11 protein-coding genes and 1 other RNA gene are annotated in these 14,556 nt (G+C 67.3%); 10 read left to right on the forward strand and 2 right to left on the reverse strand.

The window, feature by feature from the left end; all coding sequences use genetic code 11:
- Positions 1-7: 7 nt before the first annotated feature.
- From WV31_RS04405 to WV31_RS04425, 5 genes are all read left to right on the forward strand, one after another.
- Complete coding sequence (locus WV31_RS04405; protein WP_085372444.1) at positions 8-952, forward strand: tyrosine recombinase XerC; 945 nt, start codon at positions 8-10, stop codon at positions 950-952.
- Positions 949-1,419 carry a tRNA (adenosine(37)-N6)-threonylcarbamoyltransferase complex ATPase subunit type 1 TsaE gene (gene tsaE, locus WV31_RS04410; protein ID WP_085372445.1) on the forward strand — a complete coding sequence of 157 codons (471 nt, stop codon included), beginning with the start codon at positions 949-951 and terminating at the stop codon, positions 1,417-1,419. Before WV31_RS04405 ends, tsaE begins: the two co-directional genes overlap by 4 nt.
- The gene (locus WV31_RS04415; RefSeq protein ID WP_085372446.1) at positions 1,412-2,404 is read left to right on the forward strand and encodes an aminoglycoside phosphotransferase family protein; all 993 of its coding nucleotides are present in this window, start codon (positions 1,412-1,414) and stop codon (positions 2,402-2,404) included. Before tsaE ends, WV31_RS04415 begins: the two co-directional genes overlap by 8 nt.
- A complete protein-coding gene (locus WV31_RS04420; protein ID WP_085372447.1) occupies positions 2,401-3,105 on the forward strand; it encodes a nucleotidyltransferase family protein in 705 nt (234 codons plus the stop codon). Before WV31_RS04415 ends, WV31_RS04420 begins: the two co-directional genes overlap by 4 nt.
- 218 nt (positions 3,106-3,323) lie before the next feature.
- Positions 3,324-3,680, forward strand: a complete 357-nt coding sequence (locus WV31_RS04425) for a MarR family transcriptional regulator (RefSeq protein WP_085372448.1) — start codon at positions 3,324-3,326, stop codon at positions 3,678-3,680.
- A 120-nt stretch (positions 3,681-3,800) separates the two neighbouring features.
- Here the strand turns inward: WV31_RS04425 and ffs are convergent.
- Positions 3,801-3,899: signal recognition particle sRNA small type (ffs, locus tag WV31_RS04430), an RNA gene on the reverse strand.
- A 50-nt stretch (positions 3,900-3,949) separates the two neighbouring features.
- On the opposite strand from ffs, the gene WV31_RS04435 reads away from it, so the two are divergent.
- The gene (locus WV31_RS04435; RefSeq protein WP_085372449.1) at positions 3,950-6,376 is read left to right on the forward strand and encodes a helicase-related protein; all 2,427 of its coding nucleotides are present in this window, start codon (positions 3,950-3,952) and stop codon (positions 6,374-6,376) included.
- 173 nt (positions 6,377-6,549) lie between these two features.
- Here the strand turns inward: WV31_RS04435 and WV31_RS04440 are convergent, their stop codons facing one another.
- On the reverse strand, positions 6,550-7,980 hold the full coding sequence (locus tag WV31_RS04440; protein ID WP_206072583.1) for a helix-turn-helix domain-containing protein: 1,431 nt from the start codon (positions 7,978-7,980) through the stop codon (positions 6,550-6,552).
- 167 nt (positions 7,981-8,147) lie between these two features.
- Between WV31_RS04440 and WV31_RS04445 the strand changes: the two genes are divergently transcribed.
- From WV31_RS04445 to scpA, 4 genes are read left to right on the forward strand one after another with little or no spacing between them, the layout of a single operon-like run.
- Complete coding sequence (locus tag WV31_RS04445; protein ID WP_085372450.1) at positions 8,148-9,686, forward strand: acyl-CoA carboxylase subunit beta; 1,539 nt, start codon at positions 8,148-8,150, stop codon at positions 9,684-9,686.
- Between the two features lie 13 nt (positions 9,687-9,699).
- On the forward strand, positions 9,700-11,691 hold the full coding sequence (locus tag WV31_RS04450) for an acetyl-CoA carboxylase biotin carboxylase subunit (RefSeq protein WP_085372451.1): 1,992 nt from the start codon (positions 9,700-9,702) through the stop codon (positions 11,689-11,691).
- Positions 11,688-12,347 carry a carbonate dehydratase gene (gene can, locus WV31_RS04455; RefSeq protein ID WP_085372452.1) on the forward strand — a complete coding sequence of 220 codons (660 nt, stop codon included), beginning with the start codon at positions 11,688-11,690 and terminating at the stop codon, positions 12,345-12,347. Before WV31_RS04450 ends, can begins: the two co-directional genes overlap by 4 nt.
- A 20-nt stretch (positions 12,348-12,367) precedes the next feature.
- The gene (gene scpA / locus WV31_RS04460; protein ID WP_085372453.1) at positions 12,368-14,518 is read left to right on the forward strand and encodes a methylmalonyl-CoA mutase; all 2,151 of its coding nucleotides are present in this window, start codon (positions 12,368-12,370) and stop codon (positions 14,516-14,518) included.
- Positions 14,519-14,556: the final 38 nt, after the last annotated feature.

Below are 14,556 nucleotides of genomic sequence, written 5' to 3' on the forward strand. Positions count from 1 at the left end.
ACGGGCCATGCCGCCGACCCCCATCCATTTCGCGGCCAAGGCCGACCTCGCCCGCGCGGTGGAGTCGTGGAAGCAATGGCTGGGGGCGGAAAAGCGGGCGTCCGGCCATACGCTGGACGGCTATGGCCGCGACCTTGCCGCCTTTCTGACCTTCCTGACCGGGCATCTGGGGGCCGAGCCCGATCTGGCCGCCCTGAACGGTCTGGGGGCGGGGGATTTTCGCGCCTTTCTGGCGCGGCGCACCGATGACGGGCTGGGGCGTTCGTCCCTGGCCCGGCTGATGAGCACGCTGCGCGGCTTCTTCAAGTTCCTCGACCGCCACGGGCTGGTCCACAACCCGGCCATCACGGCGGTGAAGTCGCCCCGCCCGCCCAAGTCGGTGCCCAAGCCGCTCGCCCCCGACGAGGCGCTGGAGGCCCTGGCCAGCGCCGGCGAGTTGCATGACGAGCCCTGGCTGGCGGCCCGCGACGTGGCTCTGTTCACCCTGCTCTACGGCGCCGGGCTGCGCCTGGGCGAAGCCCTGTCGCTCTTGCGCCGCGACCTGCCCCGCGGCGACACCATGGTCATCACCGGCAAGGGCAACAAGCAGCGCGTCGTGCCCGTCCTGCCGGTGGTCCGGGACGCCATCGCCGATTACCTGAAGCGCCTGCCCTATCCCGCCGATGCCGACATGCCGCTGTTCCTGGGCGCCCGCGGCGGCCCGCTCAATCCCGGCGTGGTGCAGCGGCAGATGCGCCGCCTTCGCCTGCTGATGGGCCTGCCCGACACCGCCACGCCGCACGCCCTGCGCCACTCCTTCGCCACCCACCTGCTGGCCGGCGGCGGGGATTTGCGGACCATCCAGGAATTGCTGGGCCATTCCTCGCTGTCCACCACCCAGCGCTATACCGAGGTGGATGCCGCCCGTCTCACCCGCGTCTACCGGGACGCCCATCCGAGGGCCAAGGCATGAGCCTCGTCATCTCCTTCGATCTCCCCACCGAGGCCGACACCATGGCGCTGGGCCGCCGGCTGGCCGCCCTGGTCCGCCCCGGCGACGTCATCGCGCTTTCGGGCACGCTGGGCACCGGCAAGAGCACGCTCGCCCGCGCCCTGATCCGGGCGCTCACCGACGACGACGAGGAGGTGCCCAGCCCCACCTTCACCCTGGTGCAGCAATACGAGACCGAAGCGGGGCTGGTCTGGCATTTCGACCTCTACCGCCTGGACAAGCCCGACGACGCCCTGGAACTGGACATCGAGGAGGCCTTCGCCGAGGGTATCAGCCTGATCGAATGGCCGGACCGGCTGGGGCCGCATCTGCCGCGCAAGCGCCTGGACGTTTCGCTGCAACAGGGCGAGGCCGGGCTGGGCCGCCACGCCACGCTCACCGCCTTTGGCCCCTGGGCCGAGCGCCTTGGAGATTTCCTGCATGAGTGACCGCGAGGACCTGATCCGCTCCTTCCTGACCAAGGCCGGTTGGGGCACGGCCAAGCGCGGAAAGCTGGCCGGCGACGCCAGCTTCCGCCATTACGACCGTCTGCTGCGCGGCACCGAGCCCGCCGTGCTGATGGACGCCCCGCCGCCCAAGGAGGACGTGCGACCCTTCGTGCGCATCGCCCGGCACCTGAAGGCGCTGGGCCTCTCCGCCCCCGATCTGCTGAGCGTTGACGAGGAGAACGGCCTGCTGCTGCTGGAAGACCTGGGCGACGCCACCTATACCCGCCTGCTGGACGCCGATCACGACGAGGCGGCACTCTACGCCCTGGCCACCGACGTGCTGGCCGAGATCGCGGCCAGGCCCGATGCGGTACTGGCCGGCACGCCGCCCTATGACGACGAGCGCCTGCTGACCGAGGCCTGCCTGCTGACCGACTGGTACATGCCCGCCATGGCCGGCAAGGAAACCGAGGCGGGCGCGCGGGCCGAATACGTGGAGATCTGGCAGCGCCTGCTCCCCGTCGCCCGCATGGTCCCCGACACATTGGTGCTGCGCGACTTCCATGTGGACAACCTGATGCTGCTGGACCGCAAGGGCCTTGCCGCCTGCGGGTTGCTGGACTTCCAGGACGCGGTGATCGGGCCCATGACCTACGACCTGATGAGCCTGCTGGAAGATGCGCGCCGCGACATCGACCCGGTGATGATCGAGATCATGAAGGGCCGCTTCCTCAAGCGTTTCCCCCACATCGACCGCGCCGTGTTCGAGGCGTCGTGGGCGGTGATGGCCGCAAGCCGCCACGCCAAGGTGATCGGCATCTTCACCCGCCTGTGCCGGCGCGACGGCAAGCCCTCCTATCTGGTCCACATTCCCCGCGTCTGGCGCCTGCTGGAAGGGGCCTGCAAGCATCCGGTGCTGGCCGAGCTGACCCGGTGGCTGGACCGCCACATCCCCACGGAGACGCGCGGAGTGCCCGCCCCATGAGCGCTCACATCACCCACGCCATGGTTCTGGCGGCGGGTCTCGGCCTGCGTATGCGGCCCATCACGCTGACTACGCCGAAGCCGCTGGTCAATGTCGCCGGACGCACCATGCTGGACCGGGCACTGGACCATGTGGAGCGCGCCGGCATCGACGAGATCGTGGTCAACACCCACTGGCTGGCCGACAAGGTGGCCGAGCATCTGGCGGGAAGGGGCGGCATCACCATCTCCCACGAGCCGGACCTGCTGGAGACCGGCGGCGGGGTGGCCAAGGCACTGCCCCATCTCGGCCATTCCTCGTTCTTCGTGGTCAACAGCGACATCATCTGGACCGATGGCGACGTGCCGGCGCTCACCCGCCTCGCCCGCATGTGGGACCCGGACCGCATGGACGCCCTGCTGCTGCTGCAAAAGGTGGAGACGGCCGTCGGCTACGAGGGCAAGGGCGACTTCTTCCTCGACGCAGCCGACGTGCCCCATCGCCGGGGCGAAGCCCCTTCGGCGCCCACCCTGTTCTCCGGCGTGCAGGTACTGCACCACCGCCTGTTCGAGGGCGCGCCCGAGGGCAAGTTCTCGCTCAACGTCCTCTACGACCGGGCGGCGGCGGCCAGACGCCTGTTCGGGCTGGTCCACGACGGCAGGTGGTACCACGTGGGAACGCCCGAGGCCCTGCCCGAGGTCGAGCGGCTGCTGTCGGCCTGATCCCCCGTCATTCCGAGCGCATGCGAGGAATCTCATCCTGGACCGGCAGTGCCGATTCTGAAAAGCCGTTCCAGGATGAGATCCCTCCTCTCGTTGGTCGTCGGGATGACAATTCAGAACCTCCCGGTATGACAATTCGGTTGGGGACCATTTGGCCCATTGCCCCCCGGCCTCGCCTCGGCTAAAAGATTTCGTCGTCGCAACGAATGAGTGGATTGATGGGCGTTACCCTGAAACCGGTGCAAGCTCTCGACCTCTGGCGCGGAGCCATCGTCGAAAGCGTCCGGCGTGACGCTCCCGACCTGTCGGCCCGCCAGATGGCGCTGCTGCTCACCGTCTATCTCACGCCGCCGCCCCACACGGTGCGCGGCCTGGCGACCACGCTCAACATCTCCAAGCCGGCCATCACCCGCGCACTCGACCGCCTGACCGAGTTCGGTCTGGTCAAGCGCAAGGTGGACGACCAGGACCGCCGCTCGGTTCTGATCCAGCGCACGGTCAAGGGCTCGGTGTTCCTGCGCGAATTCGGCGAGATCATCGTCGTCGCCGGCGCGGACGCCGCCGAGGCGGGCTGAGTTTCCGAATTGTCATCCTGAGGCGAAGCCGAAGGATCTTTCAGCCTGAGGCGGGAGCCGCCCATGCGTGAAAGACTCTTCGCGCTGCTCAGAGTGACACGCACACCGGATGTATGGAAAGGGTGGGAGACCGGACACGACCCGGACCGGAAATCGTTACGGCTGCTTCCTTCCGGACCTGACCGGGTTGGCGACGGGTCCGTCCATGCCGATCTCCCGGGGCGGACCATAAGAGCAACCGGCAGCCCATTGCAAGGCCGATTCGAGTCATGACCCGCATCCTCGCCGTCCTCGGCCCCACCAATACCGGCAAGACCCACTTCGCCATGGAGCGCATGCTGGCCCATGCCAGCGGCATGATCGGCTTTCCCCTGCGGCTCCTGGCGCGCGAGAACTACGACCGCATCGTGCGCCTCAAGGGCGCGGGCCAGGTGGCACTGATCACCGGCGAGGAGAAGATCATCCCGCCCCATCCGCGCTGGCTGGTCTGCACGGTGGAATCCATGCCGCTGGACCGGAGGGTGGCGTTCCTGGCCGTGGACGAGATTCAGCTCTGCGCCGATCCTGAGCGCGGCCACATCTTCACCGACCGCCTGCTGCATGCCAGGGGCGATGCCGAGACCCTGTTCCTGGGGGCCGAGACCATCAAGCCCCTGATCCGCCGGCTGGTGCCGGGCGTCGAGTTCATGAGCCGTCCGCGCTTTTCCCAGCTGAGCCATGTGGGGGCGAAGAAGCTGGGCCGCCTGCCGCCGCGCTCGGTGCTGGTGGCGTTTTCGGCCGCCGAGGTCTATTCCATGGCCGAGTTCGTCCGCCGCTCCAGGGGCGGCGCGGCGGTGGTGCTGGGCGCGCTTTCCCCTCGCACCCGCAACGCCCAGGTGGGCATGTACCAGGCGGGCGAGGTGGACTACATCGTCGCCACCGACGCCATCGGCATGGGGCTCAACATGGACGTGGACCATGTGGCCTTCGCGTCCTTGCGCAAGTTCGACGGACGCGCCCCCCGCCCGCTGGAGCCCACCGAGATCGCCCAGATCGCCGGCCGCGCCGGGCGGCACATGAACGACGGCACCTTCGGCACCACGCTGGACGCCGGGACCATCGCGCCCGAAATCGCCGAGCAGGTGGAGACCCACCGCTTCGATCCCTTGAAGACCCTCTACTGGCGCAATTCCGACCTGCGCTTCGCCTCCGTCCCCGCCCTTCTGGCCAGCCTGGACCGGCCGCCGGAGAAACCCGGCCTGCTGCGCGCCCGCGACGCCGACGACCAATTGGCGCTGGCGGCGCTGTCCCAGGACGAGGAGATCGTGAAGCTCGCCAATCACCCCGAGCGGGTCAGGCTGCTGTGGGAGGTCTGCCGCGTCCCCGATTTCCGCAAGGTGATGGACGAATCCCACACCCGCCTGCTGGGCCGTATCTTCCGCCATCTGGCCGCACCCAAGGGGCGGCTGCCCACCGACTGGCTGGCCGAGAACATCAGGCGCATCGACCGCACCGACGGCGAGTTGGACGCCATCGTCCAGAGAATCGCCAACATCCGCACCTGGACCTACGTCTCCCATCGCAGCGACTGGGTCGCCGAGTCCGCCCATTGGCAGGAGGTGACCCGCGGCGTCGAGGACCGCCTGTCCGACGCTCTGCACCAGCGCCTCACCAACCGCTTCGTCGACAAGCGCACCGCCGTTCTGGTGCGGCGCATGAGGGACGGCGACGGCATGGAGGCCGAGATCGGCGACGGGGGCGAGGTACGGGTGGAAGGCGAGTTCGTCGGCCGCCTCAAGGGCTTTTGCTTCGAGGCCGACAAGGCCGAGACGGGCGCGGCGGCGCGCACCATGCAGGCCGCCGCGCTCCGCGCCCTGGTCCCCGAGGTGGAGCGCCGCCTGGCCCAGGCCCTGGCCGACCCGCCCGAGGCCTTCGACCTGGATCCGGACGGTCTGTCATGGCGCGGCGAAGTCCTGGCCCGCCTCGCCCCCGGTTTCGACGCCCTGCATCCCCAGGTGGAGGCGCCGCTGGGTGAGTTGCTGCCGCCCAAGGGCCGCGAGCGCCTGCGCAAGAAGCTGGGCGAGGTCTTGGGACTTTGGCTGGCCGCCCGCCTGCCCACGCTGTTCCGCCTGCCCGATGCCCCGCTCACGGGCGCGGCGCGGGGACTGGCCCACCAACTGGCCGAGGGGCTGGGCTCCATGCAAGCCGACGAATCCCTGGTCCGCACCCTGTCCCAGGATGATTCCCTGGCGCTGGCCCGCCTGGACATCCGGGTGGGGCGGCACGGGCTTTACATCCCCGCTCTTCTGAAGCCCAAGGCGCAGGCCCTGCGCGCCCTGCTGTGGCGCATCCACACCGGAGCTCCCGCCCCCGGCATCCCCGGCCCCCGTCCGGCGGTGATGGTGCCCGACGGCGTGCCCGCCGCCTTCTACGAAGCGGTGGGCTATGGCGTGCTGGGCAAGGTGGCGGTGCGCCGCGACGTGCTCGAACGCTTCGCCGCCCTGGCGCGTGCGAGCGCCCATTCCGGCCCTTTCCAGCCCAGCCACGAGATGCACTCGGCGCTGGGTCTGGGAATCGAGGCCACGGAAAGCGCGCTGGGCGCCCTGGGTTATGTGAAGGCGGGCGACGGGTTCAGGACGGGCAGGAAACCCCGACGCAAGGTCCGGCCGGACAAGCCCTCGGATTCGCCCTTCGCGGTGTTGAAGCAGCCGCGCTGAGAATTGGGCAGCCGCCCAAACCCGCTTGGAGGCATGCCTTCCAAACCTCTCTTTGCTTTTGTCTGTCATCCCGAGCGTATGCGAGGGATCTCATCCTGGAACAGCACTCCAGGACCGGCACCGCCAGGCCGGACGGAGATCCTTCGCTGCGCTCAGGATGACAAACGATGCCTTTACGCAAACAGATATGGCACGAACGACCGGTTGTTCTCGTCCACGCTGATATGGCTGCCGATGGGGGGGAAGGCGCGCTGGCGGCAATCGTCGCGCTCGCAGATGCGGCAATTGACGCCGATGGGCACGGCGGCCTGCTCGGAGGCGAGGTCGAGGCCGGCGGAATAGACCACGTCGGCGGCGTAGGCCGTCTCGCAGCCCAGACCCACGGCGAAATGGCGGTCGGGACGCAAGTAGGAACCGCCGCGTTTCGACACCGTGCGGGCGACGCAGATATAGGAGATGGAATCGGGCATGCGGGCCAACTGCACCAGGATCTTGCCGGGGCGGGCGAAGGCCTCGTGCACGTTCCACAAGGGGCAGGCGCCGCCGAAGCGGGTGAAGTGGAAGCGCGTCGCCGAATGCCGCTTGGTGATGTTGCCGGCCATGTCGACGCGCACGAAATAGAACGGCACGCCGCGTGCGCCGGGGCGCTGCAGGGTGGACAGGCGATGGGCCACCTGCTCGAAGCTGGCGCCGAAGCGGCTTTGCAGCTGCTCGATGTCGTGGCGCAGCAGCTTGGCCTGATTGGCGAAGGCCATGTAGGGCATCACCAGGGCGCCGGCGAAGTAATTGGCCAGCCCCACCCGGCAGATGGAGCGCGCGTCGTCCGACGACAGCTTGGCGCCGCCCACCACCTCCTCGATCAGTTCGTGATAGGCCAGCAGCGCCACCTGATGGGCCAGCTGGAAGGTGCGGCTGGGCACCGACAGCAGCGCGGAAAGGGACAGCGAGCCCGCGCCCGGCTCGAAGGTGCGCATGCCCGCCGTGTCGTCCTCGGCGACGATGCGCACGCGCACGCCGTGGCGGTTTTCCAGATAGGCCACCAGATCGTTGTGCATCTGGCCCAGGCGGAAGCCCTCGGCCTCCACCAGCGCTTCCGCCGCCTCGTCCAGGGTGCCGAAGTAGTTGTTGCAGTAATAGAAGAAGTCCCGAACCTCCTCGTAGGGGAAATGGGCGTGGCCGCCCCGCTCTTCCCCCGTGGCCGAGGACAGGTTCTCGGTCAGCGACTGCATGCGCTCGTCCAGCTGGCGGAAGGTCTGGTAGAGGGTCAGCACCCTCTTGGCCAGTTCCGGCGAGGCCGAGGCGGCGTTCCGGAGCTCGGACAGGCCGATGGAGCCCGAGCCGAACACCGGATCGTTCAGCGCCTCGCGCAGATCGGCCACCAGACGGGATTCCTCGTCCTCCACCAGGGTGGCGAGGTCCACGTCCAGCACCTTGGCGATGCGCAGCAGCACCGGCACCGTCAGCGGGCGCTGGTTGTTTTCGATCTGGTTGAGATAGCTGGGCGACACCTCCAGCAGCGCGGCGAGCGCCGCCTGGGACAGCTTCTTGCCGTCGCGCAGCCGCCGGAGCTTGTAGCCGAGAAACAGTTTCTTGTTCATGACCATAGGTTATAACCGCAGCCACCGATCTTCGCAACCTTAGCAACTTCGCAGAGCGGTGTTGCGAAGACCTTCGCAACACCGCCCTTTTCCCCGCGACTCCTGTTGCAGCCATGGGGCTTTGCGAATAAGACCGACGCCAATGTCACTCTGCCCGCCGGAGGCCCGCGTCCATGCACGAAATCATTCAGCAGCTCGAGGAAAAGAGGGAAGCCGCCCGGATGGGCGGCGGCGAGAAGCGCATCGCCGCCCAGCACAAGCGCGGCAAGCTCACCGCGCGTGAGCGTATCGAGCTTCTTCTCGACCCCGATTCCTTCGAGGAATGGGACATGTTCAAGGAGCATCGCTGCACCGATTTCGGCATGGATTCCGAAGACAACCTGATCCCCGGCGACGGCGTGGTCACCGGCTACGGCACCATCAACGGCCGTCTGGTCTTCGTGTTCAGCCAGGACTTCACCGTGTTCGGCGGCTCGCTGTCGGCGGCCCATGCCGAGAAGATCTGCAAGATCATGGACAAGGCGGTGCAGGTCGGCGCCCCGGTCATCGGCCTCAATGATTCCGGGGGCGCCCGCATCCAGGAAGGCGTGGACTCGCTCGCCGGCTATGCCGAGGTGTTCCAGCGCAACGTCATGGCGTCCGGCGTAGTGCCCCAGATCTCCATGATCATGGGCCCGTGCGCCGGCGGCGCCGTGTACAGCCCGGCCATGACCGACTACATCTTCATGGTCAAGGACAGCTCGTACATGTTCGTGACCGGCCCGGACGTGGTCAAGACCGTCACCCACGAGACGGTGACCGCCGAGGAACTGGGCGGCGCCATCACCCATTCCACCAAGTCGGGCGTCGCCGATCTGGCCTTCGAGAACGACGTGGAGGCGCTGCTGCAACTGCGCCGCTTCATGGACTTCCTGCCCAGCTCCAACCGCGAGAAGCCCCCGGTGCGTCCCACCAATGACGGGCCGGAGCGCATCGAGACCAGCCTCGACACCCTGATCCCCGACAATCCCAACAAGCCCTACGACATGAAGGAGCTGATCCTCAAGGTCGTGGACGAGGGCGACTTCTTCGAGGTGCAGCCCGGCTACGCCGGCAACATCATCGTCGGCTTCGCCCGTATGGAAGGCCGCACGGTGGGCATCGTCGCCAACCAGCCCATGGTTCTGGCCGGCTGCCTGGACATCTCGTCCTCCATCAAGGGCGCCCGCTTCGTGCGCTTCTGCGACGCCTTCAACATTCCGCTGGTGACCTTCGTCGACGTGCCCGGCTTCCTGCCCGGCACCTCCCAGGAATACGGCGGCATCATCAAGCACGGCGCCAAGCTGCTCTATGCCTATGCCGAGTGCACGGTGCCCAAGATCACCGTCATCACCCGCAAGGCTTACGGCGGCGCCTATGACGTGATGAGCTCCAAGCATCTGCGCGGCGACGTCAACTTCGCCTGGCCGACCGCCGAGATCGCGGTGATGGGCCCCAAGGGCGCGGTGGAGATCATCTTCCGCGGCGATATCGGCGACGCCGAGAAGATCGCGGCCCGCACCGAGGAATACCGCCAGAAGTTCGCCAATCCCTTCATCGCCGGCCATCGCGGCTTCATCGACGACGTCATCATGCCCCGCAACACCAGGAAGCGCATCTGCCGCTCGCTGGCCATGCTGAAGGACAAGGACGTCAAGAATCCGTGGCGCAAGCACGGCAACATTCCGCTGTAAGGGGGACGATCATATGTTTTCCAAGATTCTGATCGCCAACCGCGGCGAAATCGCCTGCCGCGTCATCAAGACCGCGCGCAAGATGGGCATCAAGACGGTGGCGGTGTATTCCGACGCCGACAAGGACGCCCTTCACGTCTCCATGGCCGACGAGGCCGTGCATATCGGCCCCGCCGCCTCGGCCCAGTCCTATCTGGTGGTCGACAAGATCGTCGACGCCTGCAAGCAGACCGGCGCCCAGGCCGTCCATCCCGGCTACGGCTTCCTGTCCGAGAAGCGCGAGTTCCAGGAGGCCCTGGCCAAGGCGGGCATCGCCTTCATCGGCCCCGACGCCCACGCCATCTTCGCCATGGGCGACAAGATCGAGTCCAAGAAGCTGGCCCGCGAAGCCGGCGTCAACACCGTCCCCGGTTACCTGGGCGTGATCAAGGACGCCGACGAGGCGGTGAAGATCGCCAAGGAAATCGGCTATCCCGTCATGCTGAAGGCCTCGGCCGGCGGCGGCGGCAAGGGCATGCGCCTGGCCTGGAACGACGCCGAGGCCCACGAGGGCTTCATCTCGGCCACCAACGAGGCCAAGTCGTCCTTCGGCGACGACCGCGTCTTCGTGGAAAAGTTCATCGAGCAGCCCCGCCACATCGAGATCCAGGTCCTGGCCGACGGCCAGGGCACGGTGCTGTACCTGGGCGAGCGCGAATGCTCGATCCAGCGCCGCCACCAGAAGGTGATCGAAGAGGCCCCGTCGCCCTTCCTGACGCCCGAGACCCGCAAGGCCATGGGCGAGCAGGCCTGTGCGCTCGCCCGCATCGTCAACTACAAGTCGGCCGGCACGGTGGAGTTCATCGTCGGCGGCGCCACCGGCGAGTTCTACTTCCTGGAGATGAACACCCGCCTGCAGGTGGAGCATCCGGTCACCGAGATGATCACCGGCCTGGATCTGGTGGAGCAGATGATCCGCGTCGCCTATGGCGAGAAGCTCTCCATCACCCAGGACGACGTCAAGCTGAACGGCTGGTCCATGGAGGCCCGCGTCTACGCCGAGGACCCCTTCCGCAACTTCCTGCCCTCCACCGGCCGTCTCACCCGCTACCAGCCGCCGGCCGAAAGCCAGCACGTGCGCGTCGACACCGGCGTCTACGAGGGCGGCGAGATCAGCATGTTCTACGATCCCATGATCGCCAAGCTGATCACCTACGGCCCGACCCGCGACGCCGCCATCGCCCATATGCGTCAGGCGCTGGACGAGTACTACATCCGCGGCCTGTCCCACAACATCCCGTTCCTGGCCTCGCTGTTCTCCAAGGAGCGCTTCGTCAAGGGCCAGCTCACCACCAACTTCATCGCCGAGGAATACGCCAACGGCTTCCACGCCAACGACCTGCCGGCCGACGACCCGACCGTGCTGATCGCCGTGGCGGCCGCCGCCAACCGCCGCATCGCCGAGCGCGACATCCGCATCTCCGGCCAGTTCCCCGGCCACGAGATGAAGGCGGGCGACGAGTGGGTGGTGGTGATGAGCGGCCAGTACCACGACATCGCCGTGCGCCCGGCCGAGAACGGCTATGCCGTGACCGTCGGCGGCGAGACGGTGGACGTCAAGACCGACTGGCAGATCGGCGAGCCCCTGTTCCGCGCCGTGATCGACGGCCGCCCGGTGGCGGTGCAGATCGAGCGGGCCGGGTCCGGCCTGCGCCTGGCCCATGCCGGGTCGCGCGCCGACGTGCTGGTGCTCACTCCGCACGCCGCCAAGATGAACAAGCTGATGCCCTTCAAGGCGCCGCCGGACATGAGCAAGTATCTGCTCTCGCCCATGCCCGGCCTGCTGGTCAAGCTGCTGGTCGAGGAAGGCCAGGAGGTCAAGGCCGGCGAAGCCCTGGCGGTGGTCGAGGCCATGAAAATGGAAAACATCCTGAAGGCCGAGCGTGACGCCAAGGTGGCCAAGGTCCATGCGGCGGCGGGCGACTCGCTGGCGGTGGACCAGAAGATCATCGAGTTCGCCTCATGAGCAAGGTCCCGGGCATCGACCGCCTTCTGGCCAATAACAAGGCCTGGGCAGAGGAGACCGAGCGCAGCAAGCCCGGCTTCTTCTCCCATCTGGCGCAACAGCAGACCCCGGGATATCTTTGGATCGGCTGCGCCGATTCGCGGGTTCCGGCCAACGAGATCGTTGGCCTGGAACCCGGCGAGGTGTTCGTCCACCGCAACGTGGCCAATCTGGTCCATCACGCGGACATGAACTGCCTGTCGGTGCTGCAATACGCCATCGACGTGCTGAAGGTGGAACACATCATCGTCTGCGGCCATTACGGCTGCGGCGGGGTGCGGGCCGCGCTCCAGGATGCACGGCTGGGCGTCACCGAGTACTGGATCCGTCCGGTGCGCGACATCTGCGAATGCCACCGGCACGAGTTGGACATGCTGCCCAGCGAGGCGGCCCGGGTGGACCGGCTGTGCGAGCTGAACGTCATGCAGCAGGTCCGCAACCTGTGCCGCTCGCCGGTCATCCAGGATGCATGGAGCCGCGGCCAGCAGCTGGAAATCCATTCCTGGGTCTATGGCCTGACCGACGGTCTGGTCCGCACCCTGGGCCCGGTGGTGGCCGGCCTGAAGTCGTTGGATGAATTCGGCGCCTCCTACCTGATGCGTGGCGCGGCGTTTTAAGAAGAGAAGGGAGAGGGACGATGAGCGATTTCCCGAAGAAGAGTGTCGCCGATTGGGAAGCCCTGGCGTCCAAGGACCTCAAGGGCGCCTCGCCGTCCACCCTGGACTGGGAGACCCCGGAAGGCATCAAGGTCAAGCCGCTCTACACCGCCGCCGACCTGGAAGGCATGGAGCACCTGGGCAGCTTGCCCGGCTTCCCGCCCTTCACCCGCGGCCCCCGCGCCACCATGTACGCCGCCAAGCCCTGGACGGTGCGCCAGTACGCCGGCTTCTCCACCGCCGAGGAATCCAACGCCTTCTACCGCAAGAACCTGGCGGCCGGCCAGCAGGGCATCTCGGTGGCCTTCGATCTGGCTACCCATCGCGGTTATGATTCCGATCACCCCCGCGTGGTGGGCGATGTGGGCAAGGCGGGTGTGGCCATCGATTCCGTCGAGGACATGAAGATCCTGTTCGACGGCATCCCGCTGGACAAGATGAGCGTCTCCATGACCATGAACGGCGCGGTTCTCCCCGTTCTGGCCGGCTACATCGTCGCGGCGGAAGAGCAGGGCGTGTCCCAGGACCAGCTGTCGGGCACCATTCAGAACGACATCCTCAAGGAGTTCATGGTCCGCAACACCTACATCTATCCGCCGGCGCCCAGCATGCGGATCATCGCGGACATCATCGAGTACACCTCGAAGAACATGCCGAAGTTCAACTCCATCTCCATCTCCGGCTACCACATGCAGGAAGCCGGCGCCACGGCGGTGCAGGAGCTGGCCTTCACCCTGGCCGACGGCCTGGAATACGTCCGCGCCGCTTTGGGCCGGGGCCTCAAGATCGACGATTTCGCCGGCCGCCTGTCGTTCTTCTGGGCCATCGGCATGAACTTCTTCATGGAGATCGCCAAGATGCGCGCCGGCCGCCTGCTGTGGGCGCGCCTGATCAAGCAGTTCGATCCCCAGAAGCCCTCGTCCATGGCGCTGCGCACCCATTGCCAGACCTCGGGCGTGTCGCTGACCGAGAAGGACGCCTACAACAACGTCATCCGCACCACCATCGAGGCCATGGCCGCCGTGCTGGGCGGCACCCAGTCGCTGCACACCAACGCGCTCGACGAAGCCATCGCGCTGCCGACCCCCTTCTCGGCCCGCATCGCCCGCAACACCCAGCTGATCATTCAGGAAGAGACCGGCATTCCCCATGTGGTCGACCCGCTGGCGGGTTCCTACTACGTGGAAAGCCTGACCAATGCCCTGGCCGAGGAAGCCTGGAAGCTGATTCAGGAAGTGGAAGAGCTGGGCGGCATGACCAAGGCCGTGGAATCGGGTATGCCCAAGATGAAGATCGAGGAAGCCGCCGCCCGGCGTCAGGCCCGCATCGACCGGGGCGAAGAGGTGGTGGTCGGCGTCAACAAGTACCAGCCGGCGGAAGAGACCCCCATCGAGATTCTCGACGTGGACAACGCCAAGGTGCGCGAAGCCCAGATCGCACGCCTGAAGCAGATCAAGGCCACCCGCGATCAGGCCAAGTGCGACGCCGCTTTGGCCGCGCTGGCCAAGGCCGGCGAATCGGGCGAGGGCAACCTGCTGGCGCTCGCCGTCGAGGCCACCCGCGCTCGCGCCACGGTGGGCGAGATTTCCGATGCGCTGGAGAAGTCCTTCACCCGTCACCGCGCCGTCAACCGCACCATCTCGGGCGTCTATGGCGGCGTCTACAAGGATGACGCGGGCTTCGCTAGGCTGAAGGCCGACATCGAAGCCTTCGCCAAGGCCGAGGGCCGCCGTCCCCGCATGCTGGTGTGCAAGATGGGCCAGGACGGTCACGATCGCGGCGCCAAGGTCATCGCCACCGCCTTCGCCGATCTCGGCTTCGACGTGGATATCGGCCCGCTGTTCCAGACCCCGGAAGAGGCCGCCCGCCAGGCCGTCGAGAACGACGTGCACATCGTCGCCGCCTCGTCCCTGGCCGCCGGCCACAAGACCCTGGTCCCCGCCCTGATCGGCGAGTTGAAGGCCCAGGGTGCGGGCGACATCCTGGTGGTGACCGGCGGCGTCATCCCCAATCAGGATTACGACTTCCTGTACAAGGCCGGCGTGGCGGCGGTGTACGGCCCGGGTACCAACATCCCCAAGGCCGCCGCCGAGATCCTGGACCTGCTGAAGAAGCGGGGCAAGGCCGCCTGATTTCGGGCCTAGCGGTATTGAACGGGCGGGACGGCGAC

Origin of the sequence: Magnetospirillum sp. ME-1, from assembly GCF_002105535.1 — a bacterium.
In the GTDB taxonomy this organism is placed as follows: Bacteria; Pseudomonadota; Alphaproteobacteria; order Rhodospirillales; family Magnetospirillaceae; genus Phaeospirillum.